Annotated in this window: 15 protein-coding genes; 8 read left to right on the top strand and 7 right to left on the bottom strand. The window is 39.8% G+C overall.

From position 1 onward, the window contains the following. Positions 1–27: 27 nt before the first annotated feature. Entirely contained in the window at positions 28–1,071 is a 1,044-nt protein-coding gene (locus Q0058_RS06250; RefSeq protein ID WP_298222001.1) for an ATP-binding protein, read from the bottom strand. 70 nt (positions 1,072–1,141) lie between these two features. Continuing rightward, complete coding sequence (locus Q0058_RS06245; RefSeq protein WP_298221999.1) at positions 1,142–1,828, bottom strand: response regulator transcription factor; 687 nt, start codon at positions 1,826–1,828, stop codon at positions 1,142–1,144. 228 nt (positions 1,829–2,056) lie between these two features. Between Q0058_RS06245 and Q0058_RS06240 the strand changes: the two genes are divergently transcribed. The 5 genes from Q0058_RS06240 (at position 2,057) to Q0058_RS06220 (ending at position 9,520) form a co-directional block, all read left to right on the top strand. Further along, the gene (locus Q0058_RS06240) at positions 2,057–4,840 is read left to right on the top strand and encodes a TonB-dependent receptor (protein WP_298221997.1); all 2,784 of its coding nucleotides are present in this window, start codon (positions 2,057–2,059) and stop codon (positions 4,838–4,840) included. Positions 4,841–5,049: 209 nt separating this feature from the next. After that, positions 5,050–6,234 carry a hypothetical protein gene (locus Q0058_RS06235; RefSeq protein ID WP_298221995.1) on the top strand — a complete coding sequence of 395 codons (1,185 nt, stop codon included), beginning with the start codon at positions 5,050–5,052 and terminating at the stop codon, positions 6,232–6,234. A 104-nt stretch (positions 6,235–6,338) separates the two neighbouring features. Continuing rightward, positions 6,339–6,662, top strand: coding sequence for a T9SS type A sorting domain-containing protein (locus Q0058_RS06230; protein ID WP_298221993.1), 324 nt, complete (start codon positions 6,339–6,341; stop codon positions 6,660–6,662). 105 nt (positions 6,663–6,767) lie between these two features. Next, positions 6,768–8,462, top strand: coding sequence for a T9SS type A sorting domain-containing protein (locus Q0058_RS06225; RefSeq protein ID WP_298221991.1), 1,695 nt, complete (start codon positions 6,768–6,770; stop codon positions 8,460–8,462). Positions 8,463–8,539: 77 nt separating this feature from the next. Beyond that, complete coding sequence (locus tag Q0058_RS06220) at positions 8,540–9,520, top strand: acyl transferase (protein WP_298221989.1); 981 nt, start codon at positions 8,540–8,542, stop codon at positions 9,518–9,520. A gap of 41 nt (positions 9,521–9,561) precedes the next feature. Here the strand turns inward: Q0058_RS06220 and tyrS are convergent, their stop codons facing one another. Beyond that, a complete protein-coding gene (gene tyrS, locus Q0058_RS06215; protein WP_298221987.1) occupies positions 9,562–10,857 on the bottom strand; it encodes a tyrosine--tRNA ligase in 1,296 nt (431 codons plus the stop codon). 149 nt (positions 10,858–11,006) lie between these two features. On the opposite strand from tyrS, the gene Q0058_RS06210 reads away from it, so the two are divergent. Then, positions 11,007–12,011, top strand: coding sequence for an NAD-dependent epimerase/dehydratase family protein (locus Q0058_RS06210; RefSeq protein ID WP_298221985.1), 1,005 nt, complete (start codon positions 11,007–11,009; stop codon positions 12,009–12,011). 1 nt (position 12,012) lies between these two features. Here the strand turns inward: Q0058_RS06210 and Q0058_RS06205 are convergent, their stop codons facing one another. The 3 genes from Q0058_RS06205 to Q0058_RS06195 are packed head-to-tail and all read right to left on the bottom strand — an operon-like array spanning position 12,013 to position 14,483. Next, positions 12,013–12,408 carry a DUF4296 domain-containing protein gene (locus tag Q0058_RS06205; RefSeq protein ID WP_298221983.1) on the bottom strand — a complete coding sequence of 132 codons (396 nt, stop codon included), beginning with the start codon at positions 12,406–12,408 and terminating at the stop codon, positions 12,013–12,015. A gap of 9 nt (positions 12,409–12,417) precedes the next feature. After that, the gene (locus Q0058_RS06200) at positions 12,418–13,758 is read right to left on the bottom strand and encodes a dihydroorotase (RefSeq protein ID WP_298221980.1); all 1,341 of its coding nucleotides are present in this window, start codon (positions 13,756–13,758) and stop codon (positions 12,418–12,420) included. Then, positions 13,758–14,483 (bottom strand): polyprenol monophosphomannose synthase, encoded by a 726-nt coding sequence (locus Q0058_RS06195; protein ID WP_298222159.1) that lies wholly within the window; start codon positions 14,481–14,483, stop codon positions 13,758–13,760. The genes Q0058_RS06200 and Q0058_RS06195 overlap by 1 nt, the downstream gene beginning before the upstream one ends. A gap of 422 nt (positions 14,484–14,905) precedes the next feature. Here Q0058_RS06195 and Q0058_RS06190 point away from each other — a divergent pair, with 422 nt between their 5' ends. Continuing rightward, positions 14,906–15,568, top strand: a complete 663-nt coding sequence (locus Q0058_RS06190) for a DUF4271 domain-containing protein (protein WP_298221979.1) — start codon at positions 14,906–14,908, stop codon at positions 15,566–15,568. 21 nt (positions 15,569–15,589) lie between these two features. Beyond that, a complete protein-coding gene (locus Q0058_RS06185; RefSeq protein WP_298221977.1) occupies positions 15,590–16,339 on the top strand; it encodes a uroporphyrinogen-III synthase in 750 nt (249 codons plus the stop codon). A 71-nt stretch (positions 16,340–16,410) separates the two neighbouring features. Here the strand turns inward: Q0058_RS06185 and Q0058_RS06180 are convergent, their stop codons facing one another. Next, positions 16,411–16,770 (bottom strand): nuclear transport factor 2 family protein, encoded by a 360-nt coding sequence (locus tag Q0058_RS06180; protein WP_298221975.1) that lies wholly within the window; start codon positions 16,768–16,770, stop codon positions 16,411–16,413. Positions 16,771–16,861 lie beyond the last annotated feature (91 nt).

Below are 16,861 nucleotides of genomic sequence, written 5' to 3'. Positions count from 1 at the left end.
TCTCCTGATTGTTTTAACGCTTCAACTCTATTTTGCCTTTTCGAGCGTAAAGGAGAATTCTGATCCTTTGCCGAATTCACTTTCGACGTAGATTTTCTCATCGTGTGCTTCGATGATATGCTTCACAATTGACAAACCTAATCCGGAGCCGCCTTCGCTTCTGGCGCCACTTTTATCGACACGGAAGAAACGTTCGAAAAGTCTTGAAATATTGTGCTTTTCGATGCCTTCGCCGTCGTCTTTCACGCGAACGATTACTTTGTTTTCCGTAAGGCTTTCGATACTGACTTCGGTCGAACCTTTTTCTTTGCCATACTTGATGGAATTCATCACGAGATTGATCACTACTTGCTCAATTTTTTCGCTGTCGGCAGTCACCAATATGGGTTTATTGTATTTCATGTCGAAAAGCAACAGGATGTCTTTTTTGGAAGCTTCCATTTCTAAAAGATCAAAAACATTTTGCACGAGTTTGACGATATCGAAAGCATGGATTTCTAGATTCAGATCGCCCATTTCAAGTTTGGAGATCATATCGAGATCCTGCACGATATAAATCAATCGTTCGACGCCTTTTTCGGCACGCTGCAAATACTTTTTGCGGATGCTTTTGTCATTCATCGCGCCATCAAGCAAAGTTGAAAGGTAACCCTGAACCGTAAACAAAGGCGTTTTGAGTTCGTGCGACACGTTGCCGATAAACTCGCGGCGGTATTCTTCGCGCACTTTGAGCATTTCGATTTCGAGTTTCTTGTCGGTTGCGAACTTTTTAACTTCTCTGGTTAATGTAGCCATATCAGTGGTAATCGGTTGGCTCCTAAAGCTTGAAGATTCCAAAAGCGACACATCATCGTAGATTTTTTTGACCCTGCGGTAGATGAAATGCTCGACGCGGTATTGCAAGACAAAAAAAGCAAAAAGTGCCACGGCTGTTGCAAAACAGAGGCAAAACTCAAGAGAAAATTCGAAAAAATAATAGGTAAGAAAACCTACTACACCTGTAGAAAAAAAAGTGATGTAGAGTGCTGATTTGACAGCAAAGGTATATGTTTTTTTAAAATTAACAGCCATAACGAGTAGTTACAAAATGCCCAACACAGCGCCACAAAGACCTTGTAAAGATACTACTTTGATGCGTTGGTTATACTTCAAATTTGTAACCCACTCCTTTTATGGTTTTGAAGAAATCGTCGCCTATTTTTTCGCGTAATTTGCGGATGTGTACATCGATGGTTCTGCCGCCGACAATGACTTCATTGCCCCAGACTTTGTCGAGAATTTCTTCTCTTTTGAATACTTTTCCGGGTTTGGAAGCCAACAGATAAAAAAGTTCAAATTCTTTCCGTGGCAAAATAATCTCGCGCCCATCTTTTACGATTTTGTACTCTTCGCGATTGATTTCGATATCACCAACGTTTAAAGTTTCCGAACCTTTGGCCTCATCGCCTTTTAACCTGCGCAACAACGCTTTCACTTTGCTGACCAGTAATTTCGGCTTAATCGGTTTGGTAATATAATCATCAGCGCCCGCATCAAAACCGGCCACTTGGGAATAATCTTCGCTTCTTGCTGTAAGAAAGGTAATGATAACATGGCTCAATTCCGGGATTCTGCGGATGTTCTCGCAAGCTTCCATACCGTCCATTTCGGGCATCATGACATCCATGATAATCAGGTGCGGCAATTCTTTTTTGGCTTTGACAATCGCTTCTTTACCATTGGAAGCCGTAACAATTTGATAACCTTCCTGAGAAAGGTTGTATCCTACAATTTCTAGGATGTCCTGTTCGTCGTCGACCAATAAAATCTTGATGTCTTTTTTCTTCATAGGTAGCAAAATTAATCGTTTATAGCATTACTTCATCGGTAAGATTAAAGCAGATGCCTTGCTTTGCGATTGTAAATGTAAAGATAAAAGAATATGCGTAAATCGTATTAACTGTAATTTAATCTGTTAACAATTCCGTAATCTTTAAGAAACCAAATCGTAACCCGTAAGTAACATGAACTTTACAACGTGGGCGTTCCTTTGCACCAAAATTTAACATACACAAAGATGAAAATCAAATTTTTAATAACTGCTTTCTTGATTTGTACGATAGCTTTGGCTCAAACTAAAGGAACAGTTACTGGAGTACTTACTGACAAAGACGCGAATAATGCTACTTTGCCTTTTGCAAACGCTGCCATCAAAGGCACAACTATAGGCACGACTACAGATGAAAACGGAAAATACACCCTTACTGTTACTGAAGGAAAACACATTTTAGTCTTTAGCTTTTTAGGATATGAAAATGTAGAAGTTCCCGTGACGGTAAAAGCCGGAGAAACCATTACAGTCAACAAAGCGTTAGGCTCAGGAAGTTATAAGCTTGAAGATGTTGTGGTAAAAGCCACTGGCGGAAGAGAAAAAGAAACCGCTTTGTTACTCGACCAGAAGAAAGCGGTTGAAATCAAACAAAGTATCGGTGCTCAGGAAATGGCGAGAAAAGGCGTTAGTAATGTGCAAGAAGGTTTGACTAAAATTACTGGTGTCTCGAAAGTAGAATCCAGAGGTTTATTTGTGCGTGGTTTGGAAGAGCGTTACAACAATTTATTGATCAATGATTTGCAAGCGCCATCGAACAGCCCGTTTAAAAAAATTATTCCGTTGGATTTATTTCCTACTGATATTGTGGGGGTTTTAAATGTTTACAAAACTTTTAATCCGAACATTCCCGGCGATTTTGCTGGAGCCACGATCAACATCGAAACCACACAACCAAGGACGAGCATTACTAAAATCAGCACTAGTTTAGGTTATACGACCAACAACAACGGTCGTGATTTTCTGATTTCAGAAGACGCCAATACGACGCAAGGTTTTCTTGGTTTGTTAGGAAAAGATCGTGAATTGCCTTCCACTTTTGGAAATGTGCCATCCGGAAAAATCCTTACGCCAGCGCAGTACAATGCGTCGGGCAAACAAAACTCATGGAATGTTGACAATTCAAGCAGCCCGATAAATTCAGGGATTGGTTTCTTACATTCTGAAAAATTCAATCTTGAAAAAAACAAAAGCATCAGTTATATTTTCTCGTTGAATGCCGATAACAAATACCAAGTTTTAGAAGGTATTGACCGAACATTCAATCAAGGACAAGGGAATTACGATAATAATTTTGCGGTTTCAAAATACAATTATACTACTACTTTATCCGGATTGGTTGGTGTTAAATTCAAGTCAGATCGTTTTGATATCGCGATGAATTCGTTTGTATTGCGCTCCACTTCGAGTGTTATTCAAGACCAATTGGGTTACAAAAACAGTTTGAATACCAATCCAAATGTTTTAATTCGATTGAATCAATTTGAAGAATCAAAATACTGGAACAACCAAATTTTGGCCAATTACAAACTAACAGCCAACGGAAAACACACTCTAAAAGGAGGATTTTCATTTGTAAAAACAGCTTATGGTTTGCCTGACAGAAAAGTGATTACAGGTGAAAAATTGAATGAAACAGAAATCAAAACCACTTATGGAGCCGACAATTTAATCCGCCAGTATTTCGATGTTTCCGGAGATCGATTCTTTTCTGGTATGCTAGAATACGCCGTAACCTTGAAAGAAAAAGACAACGGAAAAAACACAAAATTGGTTGTCGGATATAACGGATTGAGCAACGAAGAAGTATCGTCCTATCGTTTTGTTTTCGGAAGACCTTTATTGGCAACGCCTTTTGTTACGAACATCAATACCATTAATGACGCAATTGTCAACGATGTGAATGCTGGATTGGTAAAATTCACCGAAGAATCTACTGGCGATTGGCGTTCGAAATTGTATCAAAATGTTAATTCAGCTTACACCAATGTGTTTTATAATTTCGCTGAAAAATGGGACATCAATGGTGGCGTAAGGATTGAAAGTTCGATTAGAGAAATCAAATACCGCCAAACCGGAGATTCTTTTGATGCCGACTACAGAAAATTGAAAAAAGATAAAATCGACTTTTTACCTGCTTTGAATGTTAAATATACTTTAAATGAAAAAAGCAACATTCGTTTTGCGGCTTCTAAAACCATTACCAGACCAACGTCGATAGAAATTCTTCCGGTGAACTTTGTGAATCCTGACGGAACAGTTGAAATTGGTAATCCAAAAATCGTCAATAGCGACAATGTCAATTTTGATTTAAAGTATGAAATGTTCCCGAATTCAAATCAACTTTTTGTAGTTGGGCTTTTCGGAAAACAAATCAAAAATCCAATCGAGAGAATTTTCATTCCAACGGCCAGTAGTGGCGGACAGATTATTACCTATGCCAATTCTAAAAGCGCTTTGCTTTTCGGAATCGAGCTAGAAGTTTTATTGCCTTTAAACAAGATCAGTGCAGCATTGAATAATTTCTCTTGGGGATTCAACACCTCGATCATGAAAACCGACGTAGAAGTTGATTTGGTTAAAAACCCATTAGAAAACAGTAAAAAGAGAGCCTTGCAAGGTGCTTCCGATTGGTTGGTCAATTCAGATTTGAAGTATGATTTCAAATTTAACGAAGACATGAAAAACACAATCTCGTTAGTTTATGGCGTATCTGGTGAAAGAATTTACGCGGTAGGAACTGCCGGAATTGACCACATCTACGAGAAACCTTTTCACAAATTAGACTTCGTTTGGTCGAGTAAATTCTCTAAAAACATCGAAGTGAAATTCGCTGTGGATAATATCTTGAATCCATCTTTCAAAAGAGTATTGGGAAGTGAAAGTTCGCAAACCATTACAGAAAGTGATTTAACAGTAAGAGAATATAAAAGAGGTACCGGATTTTCATTGGGTGTAAATTATACTTTCTAAAAAGTTCTTGAGTTAAAAATAAAAGTTCGTCAATTTTTGATTGACGAACTTTTTCATTTACGCCAAACAAATAAATTAACAAAGTCGATAGTTTTTTAACCTAGAATTTACAATCGCTTTATCCTTTAATAAACATAATGTAATGTTTAGCTAACTGCCTTAAAAAAGGGTAAAGCTATTTTTGTGTAACAATTTTAACAACATTAACAATGAAAAAATTACTATTAAGTCTTGCTACAATCGCAACCTTATTTACAGCTTGTACTTCTGATGACGAAAGTTCAAACAGCACACCAACGCCATCAGGAGAAATTTCTGGAGATTTTAGTGCCAACCGTACTTATGTAAAAGGAAATTACACTCTAAAAGGAACGGTTCGTGTGAAAGCTGGCGTTACGTTGACCATTGATGCTGGTTCTGTAATTACTGCAGATGTTACTGATGGTGTTGACGCACTTGTAGTAGAAAACGGAGGAAAATTAATCATGATTGGTACCGCTGCGGAACCAATTGTATGTACGCATTTGACCAAAGTTCCAGGTTCATGGGGCGGAATCATTATTTACGGAGATGCACCAATCGTTGGAGCTAGTTCTGTGACAAGCGCTACTTCCGAAGATGGACTTACAAGTTCAGTAACAGGAACAGCTTATACTTATGGCGGATCTAACGCTACGCACAACGGCGGAACTTTACGTTATGTTCGCGTAGAATATGCAGGTAAAAAAATCACTGACGGAACCAGCGAAATGAACGGTTTCTCTTTCTATTCTGTAGGTTCAGGAACCATCTTAGAAAATTTGGTTTCTTATAAAGGTGCTGATGATGGTTACGAATTTTACGGCGGAACCGTTAGCGCAACAAACTTAATTTCTTACGGAAACACGGATGATGCCTTTGACTGGCAGGATGGTTGGAGAGGACAATTAAACAGCAACTGGTTTGCTTCTCAAGTAGGAACAGGAAACTTCGGAATGGAAGTAGAAGCTAAAAGTGTGAACAATGACTTTTGGCCAAAAATCACTAACATTACATTGAAAAGAGCTGCGGGGACAGTAACCGAAGGCGGAACTTCTGCCGCTGAATACGATGCTATCCAATTCAAAAAACAAGGTAATGGCGATTTCTCTAACATTGTAATTTCTGGTTATACTACTACCGGAGCTACAGCAGTGCGTATCCAAGATGCTGCTACAAATACGGGTCAAGTAGATGGACATAAAATCAAATTGACGAATGTTAAAATCAATGATGGCATCTCGCAATATGCAGGTGCATCTGGAATTACAGTTCTTTTTGCAGACACTGATTATACTTTAAGTGCTGAAGCTACTGGAGCTACAATTACACCAGGAGCATGGACAATTGTAGAAGGAATTAACTTATTGAATTAAAATATTCAAAGCAACTATACTGAAAAACACCTCAATTCAAGAGGTGTTTTTTTTATGATTTTGTTTTGAAATTAATTCCTATCTTTACCGCATTGAAAGAACTCATGAAGAAAAAATACCTTTATACAATTTCGTTTTTGTTCTGTTTGTTTTCGCTGACCGCTATGGCTCAGGACAACAGGCAGCAATCGGCTAGCATAGATGGTTTGAGTTTTTACCCTAACCCTGTCAATACCGGAAAGATTTATATCACTTCCAAATCTTCTCTAGACAAAGACATTTCTATTTTTGATGTGCTGGGTAAAAAAGTACTTCAGGCCACCATCAATGCCAAAGAACTTTCGATTGCGAGTCTTTCTCCGGGTGTTTACATCATCAAAATTCGCGAAGGCGAAGCAACAGCTACTAGAAAATTGATTGTCAAGTAGTTATTTTTCACACCCTCCTTTCCTTAATCTTTATTTTACAATAATTTCTTTTATACAAAGAAAAATACTTTCTATATTTGTAGTCTTAAATTTAAAAACTTAAAAATGAAAAAACTTTACATTTTATTATTAGCGGTGGTAAGTTCTGCGTCTTTCGGACAGACTTTCTACTCTGAGAATTTCGGAACAGCAACAGGAACCTTAGCCATTGCTGACAATGTTTTCGAAAATGGGGCTCCAATTGCTTACTCAGGAACTGCTGACGTACGTTCATCTCTTGCCTCTAGCGGATACAATGGTGCTTCAGGTGTTAGAAACGTATTCATTAACGCCATTGATGAATATTTTCAAATTGATGGTCTGAATACGTCTGCCTACAATACTGCTGACCTTCAGCTTTCTTTCGGAATCAATACCCCAACAGCCGTAACTAACGTTTTAACTGTTGAGGTAAGTACAAATGGTACTAACTGGGCTCCTATAACTTATACTCCATCAGGAACAGGTTGGACTTTGGCAACAATAAGCGGTGGTGTGATTCCTTCTTCGGGAACGCTATCTATCCGTTTTAAATCTTCTACAATTTTACAATATAGAATTGACGACGTAAAATTGAGCAGTGTTTCAGCTTCTTGTACCCTAGCTTTAGGAACAGCAACTGCTTCTTGCGATGGTTTTAATCTTGGAACTGATACTTACACCGTAACCATTCCTTTCACTGGCGCAGGAAATGCTGCATACGCCATTACACCAAATGCTGGTGTTGTAGGCGGAGACAATCCTAACGCTGTAGCTGCAGGAAATATCGTTATTACTGGTGTTCCTGAAGGAACTGCATTTTCAGCTACCATTATTGGTGGAACTTGCAACACAAGTGCTGCTGTAAATTCTCCAGAATGTAAACCAATCAATATTTTGCCTTTAAGAGATCATTTCAACTATGCAGACGGAGCTTCTTTAGGGGCTCAGGAGCAGTGGACTAACATTAACTCAGGGGACAACATCCTTGCAGTTGCTGGAAGCTTGAGTTATCCTAATGCTACATCAAGTGGTAACGCTGTAAGCTTTACTGGTTCTGGTATTGACTGTTTTTCTCCATTCACAGCAACAAATTCCGGAACACTATATGCTTCTTTCATGATGAGCGTTACTGATTTAGCACTTGCAGCTGATGCAGCAGAAACTTATTTTGCAGCATTAAGCGATGCTTCAAGATCTTTCAAAGCCAGAATGTTCTTTAAAAGAACAGGTACACAATACCAATTAGGTTTTGATGCGCCTTCATTCACAACAAACTATGACGCTACTTTAAGAAACGTTGGTGATGTAGTTTTTGTAGTAATGGGTTATGACTTTAACACCAATACATTAAACGCTTGGTTGAATCCTGACTTAACTTCTTTCAGCGCCTCAACGCCAGCTACTTTAACAGTTACTCCAGCGACAGCTATTACTGAATTAGGCGGATTTATTCTAAGACAAGACAACAACCCAACACCAACCATGACGATTGATGAGTTGACTATTGCTACAAGTACTTCAGAATTATTGGCTGTAAAACAAAATGCAATCGCAGGTCTTGAAGTATATCCAAACCCTGTTACTAACGGAACTTTGTTTATTAATACTCAAGCGAACGCTGAGAAAAACATCGTAATCTTCGACGTACTAGGAAAACAAGTATTCAATACCACTACTGCTAACAACGCGATCAATGTATCTTCATTGAACAAAGGGGTTTACATCCTTAAAATTACTGAAGCCGGTAAAACAGCAACAAGTAAATTGGTGGTTAGATAATTGAAACACTTCCATATATTAAAAACTCCAACCGAAACGTTGGAGTTTTTTTATTTCCTATTTTTACCAAAAAAATCTTGATTCCCCATTCCGACATATTTTCGATTACCGGACACAAACCATTTGAGAAAATCGCGCTCAAGGTTTTCCGTTTCCAATACGAAAACAATTTAGTCTACAGAACTTTTTGCGAGCATTTGAAGGTTGACAAACAAGCTGTAAAATCATTACAACAAATTCCGTTTTTGCCGATTCAGTTTTTTAAAAGTCATGAAGTTGTTACCGGAGAAAACGCCGTTGAAAAAATATTCACGAGCAGCGGAACAACCGGAATGATTACGAGTCAACATCTGATTACCGACCTCAGTTTATACGAAGAAAGTTACCGCAGAGGCTTTTCTCAATTTTATGGCAATATTGAAGATTATACGATCCTAGCTTTGCTTCCGTCCTATCTCGAACGTGAAGGTTCGTCACTCATTTATATGGTTCAGGATTTAATCAATTTGAGTAATAATCCCGACAGCGGCTTTTACCTGCACAATTACGAGGAACTCACTTCCAAACTCATTGCGTTAGACGAATCGGGTCAAAATGTAATTCTTATTGGCGTAACCTACGCTTTGCTGGATCTGATTGCAAAACAAACCTTCCAACTCAAGAACACCATCATCATGGAAACCGGCGGAATGAAAGGCAAACGCAAAGAAATGATTCGCGAGGATTTACACGAGGAATTGCGCATCGGATTCGGCGTCAATGCAATCCATTCAGAGTATGGCATGACGGAGCTTTTGTCACAAGCCTATTCACTCGGCGATGGTATTTTTGAATGTCCGCCTTGGATGCAAATTCTGATACGCGACACCGAAGATGCTTTAAGTTATGTTGGCGATGGAAAAACCGGCGGCATCAACGTCATCGATCTCGCGAACATCAATTCCTGTTCGTTCATCGCAACGCAGGATTTAGGCAAAAAAAATCCCAACACGACTTTCGAAGTATTGGGACGTTTTGATAACAGCGATATCCGCGGTTGTAATCTTATGGTTTTATAAACGACTCGCCTAAGGCTATAGACTCGCTGCGCTTAAGACTTTTAGACTATTCGAAGTACGAAATAGTTTTTCTTGCCGCGTTGCAGTAAAACGAATTGGTTGTTGATTAAATCTTTTGAAGTCAGCATAAATCCTTCAGCCACTTTTTCTTTATTAACGGCAATCGAGTTTTCGGCCAAAGCACGTCTTGCTTCTCCGTTCGATTTTAGGAATCCTGTTTTTTCATTTAATACTACGACGATATCCAATCCGTTTTCGATGTCTTTTTTTGAAATTTCAGCTTGCGGCACACCATCAAAAACTTCCAGAAAAGTGGTTTCATCGAGCTGTTTCAGATCTTCCGAAGTCGCATTTCCGAACAAAATATTTGAGGCCTGAATCGCTTTGTCCAAATCTTCTTTCGAATGCACGAACGTCGTCACTTCTTCGGCCAGTTTGCGTTGCAACACTCGTAAATGCGGTGCGGCGTGATGTTCTTCAATCAATTTGTTAATCGTTGCTTCATCGAGAAACGTGAAAATCTTGATGTACTTTTCGGCATCAACATCCGTCGTATTAAGCCAAAACTGGTAGAATTTATACACCGAAGTCTTATCGGCATCGAGCCAGATATTGCCGCCTTCGGATTTCCCGAATTTCGACCCATCGGCTTTGGTGATTAACGGACAAGTCATCGCGAAAGCTTTTGCGCCTTCAGGATTCATTCGACGTACGAGTTCGGTTCCGGTCGTAATATTGCCCCATTGATCGCTGCCGCCCATTTGAAGCAGGCAATTGTAATGTTTGTGTAAATGGTAAAAATCGTAACCTTGAATGAGTTGGTAAGTGAATTCAGTAAACGACATGCCTTCGCCTTCGCCTGACAATCTTTTCTTGACGGAATCTTTCGCCATCATATAATTGACGGTAATGCGTTTGCCGACTTCACGTGCAAAATCGATGAACGTAAAAGTCTTCATCCAATCATAATTGTTGACGAGAATCGCAGCATTTTTTTCTGTGGAATTAAAATCGAGAAATCGCGACAAAACCCTTTTAATGCCTTCAACATTATGGTTTAAAGTCGCTTCATCAAGCAAATTTCGCTCATCGGATTTGCCGGATGGGTCGCCAATCATACCTGTAGCACCTCCGACCAAAGCAATCGGTTTGTGTCCGAACTTCCCTAAATGAACCAACAGAATAATCGGAACCAGACTGCCGATGTGTAACGAATCCGAGGTAGGATCAAATCCTATATAAGTGGCCGTCATTTCTTTGAGCAATTGTTCTTCAGTTCCGGGCATGATATCATGAACCAATCCACGCCATTGCAATTCTGCTACTAAATTTTTCATTTGAAATCAATTTTACTTTCGTCTATTCAGCCTTATGGCCTTGAGTGCGCAAAGATAAAATTTAATGCTTAATGACAAGTTTGTTTTTGAGGTCAATTTTTTCAATAACGACGTTCTGCAAATCGATGATTAAATAGTATTTTTACCACATGATATTAGTCACAGGCGCTACAGGTTTGGTCGGATCGCATTTGCTGCTGCAGTTGTTGGAATACGGGCAGGAAGTCCGCGCCATGTACCGCAACGTCGTCGGGCTCGAAAAAACAAGATCACTGTTTAGAAGCCATAACAGGGAAACTTTGTTCGAAAAGATTGAGTGGATTCAGGCCGACATTACCGACATTCCTTCTCTGGAAAAAGCATTTCCCAATATAGATTATGTGTACCATTGCGCAGCCTTAATCTCCTTTGCCCCCAACGATGAAACGTTGTTACGCAAAATCAATATCGAAGGCACGGCGAACATCGTTAATTTTTGCCTAGCTTACCAAGTGAAAAAACTTTGTCATGTCAGTTCGATAGCCGCTTTGGGTGACCTGAAAGAATTTGAAGACACGATCACCGAAGACACCGAATGGAACCCCGAAGTAGCGCACAGCGATTACGCGATTTCAAAATATGGTGCGGAAATGGAAGTCTGGCGTGGCCTGCAGGAAGGTCTTACAGTTACAATCATTAATCCGGGAATCATACTAGGTGATGGTTTTTGGGATTCAGGCAGCGGTTTGTTATTCACCAATGTCGCCAACGGTCTGTCTTTTTTTACAAAAGGTTCCTCCGGATTTGTAGGTGTAAACGATGTCGTCAAAAGCATGATTCAAAGCATGGAGAGCGACATCAGTGGCGAGCGTTTTATTGTCATAGCGGACAATATTTCATACCAAGACATCGTAAAAAACATCGCTGTGTCCATAAAAGTCAAAGCACCAAAACGACACGCAAAACCGTGGATGACCGAAATTTACTGGAGATTGGATGCCTTGTTGTCTTTCGTTTTAAACAGGAAAAGGGTGATGAGCCGATTCATGGCAAGTTCGCTACATCAAACGCACCAGTATTCGAACGAAAAAATAAAATCAGCGTTAGGCTTTCATTTTCAGGATATTGAAACCTGCATTGATGAAATCGCGGCATATTACCCTCACAAAAAGTAATTTATTTCACTTGTCCGGCTTCAGAACCTGAACTAATTGGATGCGCATCTTTAGTACTTGGTACCGCTACTGCTTCTTTACTTTCATTTTCAATGCGTTCAGCCACTTTATCGTACATTTTTTTATATTCTTCAATCTGCGCAATATAATAGCGGTTGCTTTCTGTAAATTGCAGGCTGTCAATTTTGTATTTTCTAAAGATGAAATCCTTAGGGTTCATAGACTCATTTTGCGGCGCATAAGGGTTTTGGGATTTGACAGCTTCCATAATGGACAAATCATAAAGAATATCGACCATCACATCCTCGTCAATAAGCTTATCCGGTTTCTCAACAGCATTATGATTACAACTTGCTAGAGACATTATAAGTATAAGAACAGCTACTATTTTTTTCATAGTTTTATTTTATCGATCAAACAAAAGGCGCTTTCCACAATGGATGTCCTTCACCTTGAAATTGTGATACACCAATTGTCCGTTGACAAAAGTATGCGTAATTCTTGAGGTAAAGGTAAATCCTTCAAAAGGCGACCAACCGCATTTGTATAAGATGTTTTCTTTTTTAACGCTCCAGGGCAAACCTGCATTGATAATCACCAGATCGGCATAATAGCCTTTTTTGATGAAACCTCTTTTTTCGATTTTAAAAAGCGTTGCCGGATTATGAGCCGTTTTCTCGACGATTTTTTCTATCGTGATTTTTCCCTGATGATGCGCTTCAAACAAAGCGACCAAAGCATGTTGCACTAATGGCCCGCCCGAAGGTGCTTTGAGGTAAGACTGCTTTTTTTCTTCCAAAGTATGCGGTGCGTGGTCCGTGGCAATCACATCGATGCGGTCGTCGAGCAACGCTTCCCAAAGTGCTGTGCGGTCTTGAGCTGTTTTTACGGCAGGATTCCATTTGATGAAATTGCCTTTGGTCGCATAATCCTCATTGGTAAACCACAAATGATGGATGCAGACTTCAGCCGTGATTTTCTTCTCGGCAAGCGGAATCTTATTGGTAAACAAATCCATTTCTTCGGCGGTCGACAAATGAAAAATGTGCAAACGCGCACCGGTTTTCTTAGCGAGCGCAATGGCTTTCGACGACGACAGATAACAGGCTTCCGCACTTCGAATCAGATGGTGCGCCGTTACGGGAACAGCATCACCGTACTTTGCAATATATTCTTCAAGATTATTTTTGATGGTTTGTTCGTCTTCGCAATGCACGGCAATGAGCATCGGTGTTGACGAGAATATTTTTTCAAGAACCGCTTCATTATCGACCAGCATATTTCCGGTTGATGAACCCAGAAAGATCTTAATTCCGGCCACATTCTTCGGATTGGTTTTGAGTAATTCTTCTAAATTGTCGTTGGTCGCACCCATCATAAACGAATAATTCGCATACGATTTCTGAGCTGCGATTTGGTATTTTTCTTCTAAGATTTCCTGAGTTACGGCATTTGGAATCGTGTTCGGTTGCTCGATAAATGAAGTAATTCCGCCTGCAATAGCCGCTCTTGATTCGGATTCAATATCGCCTTTGTGCGTGAGCCCGGGTTCGCGAAAATGCACCTGATCGTCAATCATTCCGGGAATCAGATAATTCCCCTCTGCATCGATGATTGTGGTATTGGTCGATTTTGGACTGATGCTTTCGGCAATGTCTACAATCAATTCGTCTTCAATCAAAACATCGCCTTCAAAGACTTGTCCTTCATTGACGATTTTGGCGTTTTTTATGAGAATCCTATTCATTATAATTGGTTGAAAAACTTTCTAATCCTGAGCGATATGACTCCGAAAACGGCTTCTTTAATTATCGCATTACTCATTTTAGATTGCCCTTTGGTGCGGTCCGTAAAGATGATTGGCACTTCGGCTATATGGAATTTATGGGCAAAAGCCCTGTATTTCATTTCAATCTGAAAAGCGTAACCGATAAACTTGATCTTGTCGATATTAATCTGTTCCAACACGATTCTCTTGTAACAGATGAATCCGGCGGTCGCATCGTGAATTTTCATTCCGGTAATCATCTTCACGTAGACCGATGCAAAATATGACATCAAAACCCTGCTCAAAGGCCAATTGACCACATTGACACCAGTCACATAACGCGAACCGATGGCTACATCAGCTTCTCCAAAATGACAGGCATTGTAGAGTTTTTCGAGATCGTTCGGGTTGTGCGAGAAATCAGCGTCCATTTCAAAAATGTATTGGTAATGCCGCGCCAAAGCCCAATGAAATCCATGCACGTAAGCGGTTCCCAGCCCTGCTTTTTTGTCTCTTTTTTCTAGATATAAGCGGTCTTTGAATTCGCTTTGCAACGCGATGACTTTATCGGCAGTTTGATCCGGCGAATTGTCATCCACAATCAGCACGTCGAAAGATTTATGCAGCGAAAACACTGCCCTGACGATCGTTTCGATATTTTCAATTTCGTTATAAGTGGGGATGATTACAATTCCATCATTCATGGCAAACGTACAATTACGGAACAAAAATAAACTTTTTATGGGAGTTGCTTCTTAAGAAAACGATAATTATTGTGGACACGCCTGTGGCTCTGGATATTTTGAAACGCTGCACTTTGGACACGCCTGCGGCTTTGGATTGAAAAACTTAAAGATGTTGTTTGAAAACGGTGGCCTAGCCCTGATTACCTCACCAAACTTTTATTTTTAATGGAGTTCGGTAAATGCTACGCATTTGTAGTGAAAATCCTTTTGCGCAGTTGTTCGGCGCAAAAGATTGCAACGGATAGCAGGTTCCCGGCTCCAGAAAAATCTAAAGCCGCAGGCGTGTCTGTAGCATTGCGTGTCCGTAGCGCAGCGTGTCAATAAAAACCAACCGGCTACTATTGATATGCCGTTAATTTTACTAATTTTGCGGCATGATAATGGAAACCATTTTGCAACCACGCGTTATCGGAGCCAGCGATTGGGCCACGATTATTTTTGTGCTGATGTTTGTGATCATCGCCATTGTGAAATCAGTTTTTGAAAGCCGTTTCCACGATTTTATGAAGCTCATCGTGTCGGATAAATACATCAAAATGTACCGCGATTCGATTTATCTGATGAGCGGTTTTACCATTTTTCTTTTTGTCGTGCAGCTCGTTTCTTTGGCTTTTTTCGTGCAACTTATCCTGAATCATTTTTTCCATACTTCCAAAACGGACGGCATTCTGTTCATCCAAATCACTACTTTTTTGAGCGTTTTTGTGCTTTCGAAATTCCTGATTGAAAAGATTATTGCCACGTCATTCAACATCGAAGAATTCACGGATCAGTTCAATTTGCAGAAAGTGACCTACAGAACTTACGTCGGATTGTTGCTTTTGCCTATTGACAGCATCTTGTTTTACAATGCTAATTTACCGGATTTCTTTATTTACTTTTTAATCGCTGTGGTATTGCTAACAAACCTGTTAACTTATGTGATTTCTTTGAAGAATTATCAAAATTTATTAATCGGCAAGTTGTTTTATTTTATTTTATATCTTTGCGCACTTGAAATAGCGCCCTACTATTTTATCTGTTATTGGTTTACAAAAAGTTAGCATATTTAGAAAATGTCAAATATGAAAGTGAAAACAATTTTGGTGTCGCAGCCAGAACCTAAAGTAGAGAATTCTCCGTACTTTGATCTGCAACAAAAGCATAAGGTAAAAGTTGATTTCAGACCTTTTATACACGTTGAGGGCGTCAACGCAAAAGACGTCCGTCTGCAGAAAATAGACCTCAACAACTACACCGCCATCATCCTGACCAGTAAAAATTCCGTCGATCACTTTTTTAGGGTGGCCGAAGAAATGCGCTATAAAGTTCCTGAAGGGTTGAAGTATTTTTGCCAGTCGGAAGCCATTGCTTTCTACCTGCAGAAGTATGTAGTTTATAGAAAACGCAAGATTTATGTAGGTCAAAAAGACTTTGCTGACTTATCACCGCTGATCAAAAAATACAAAGACGAGAAATTCCTGTTGCCGGCTTCAGACCAGTTGAATGCCGACGCGCCGCAGACTTTGAACAATCTTAAAGTGAATTGGACGCAAGCGACTTTCTACAAAACCGTGATGAGCGATTTGTCGGATTTGGCTGATGTTTATTACGATATTCTGGCTTTTTTCAGCCCGACCGGAATCAAGTCCTTGTTCATGAACTTCCCGGATTTCCAACAAAACAATACCCGCATCGCCGTTTTCGGAAGCACGACACAGAAAGAAGCTTTAGAACACGGATTGCGAATCGATATTCTGGCACCGACGCCGGAAACGCCTTCGATGACGATGGCTTTGGAAAAATACATCGCCGAGGCAAACAAAGGAAAATAAATTCATAGAAAAATAGATTAAAAGAGAGCTTCATAAGAGGCTCTTTTTTTATTTTCTGTAGTTTTTAATCTTTACATCGACAACGGAACGACGAACGATTTCATCCTTTTGATCAATCCGTTTTCGAGATAATACGAATTGTGAAATACCGCGTTAAACACCATTCCGTTTTTCATCCCACACGAAACATGGCCTTCAACCGCCACGTAATTTCCTTCGGCAATTTCATTTTTAATCGTGATTGTTGGTGGCCCATCAGCAGTTTCGCCGCGGATATTGTCTTTAAATTCGGCTTTTCCATGCGTCGTGAAATGCCCTTCGACATCCCAGCGTACATCGTCTGCCAGACACGATAGAATCATCTCGTCACTATCCATCTCAAAACCTTTGTTGAGTTTTCGGATTACTGCTTTGTTGTTTTCTGCGCTCATTTTATTGCTGATTTATAGATTCGACATGTTTTTTGAAACTTCCGTTTAAGATGCTTTTCCGGCCCATTCTGAAATTAAAAATGGCAAAATC

The organism is Flavobacterium sp. (assembly GCF_027484705.1).
Lineage (GTDB): Bacteria > Bacteroidota > Bacteroidia > Flavobacteriales > Flavobacteriaceae > Flavobacterium.
The sequence above is the reverse complement of the archived record's forward strand: the minus strand, read 5'-3'. Positions and strand labels throughout refer to the sequence as shown.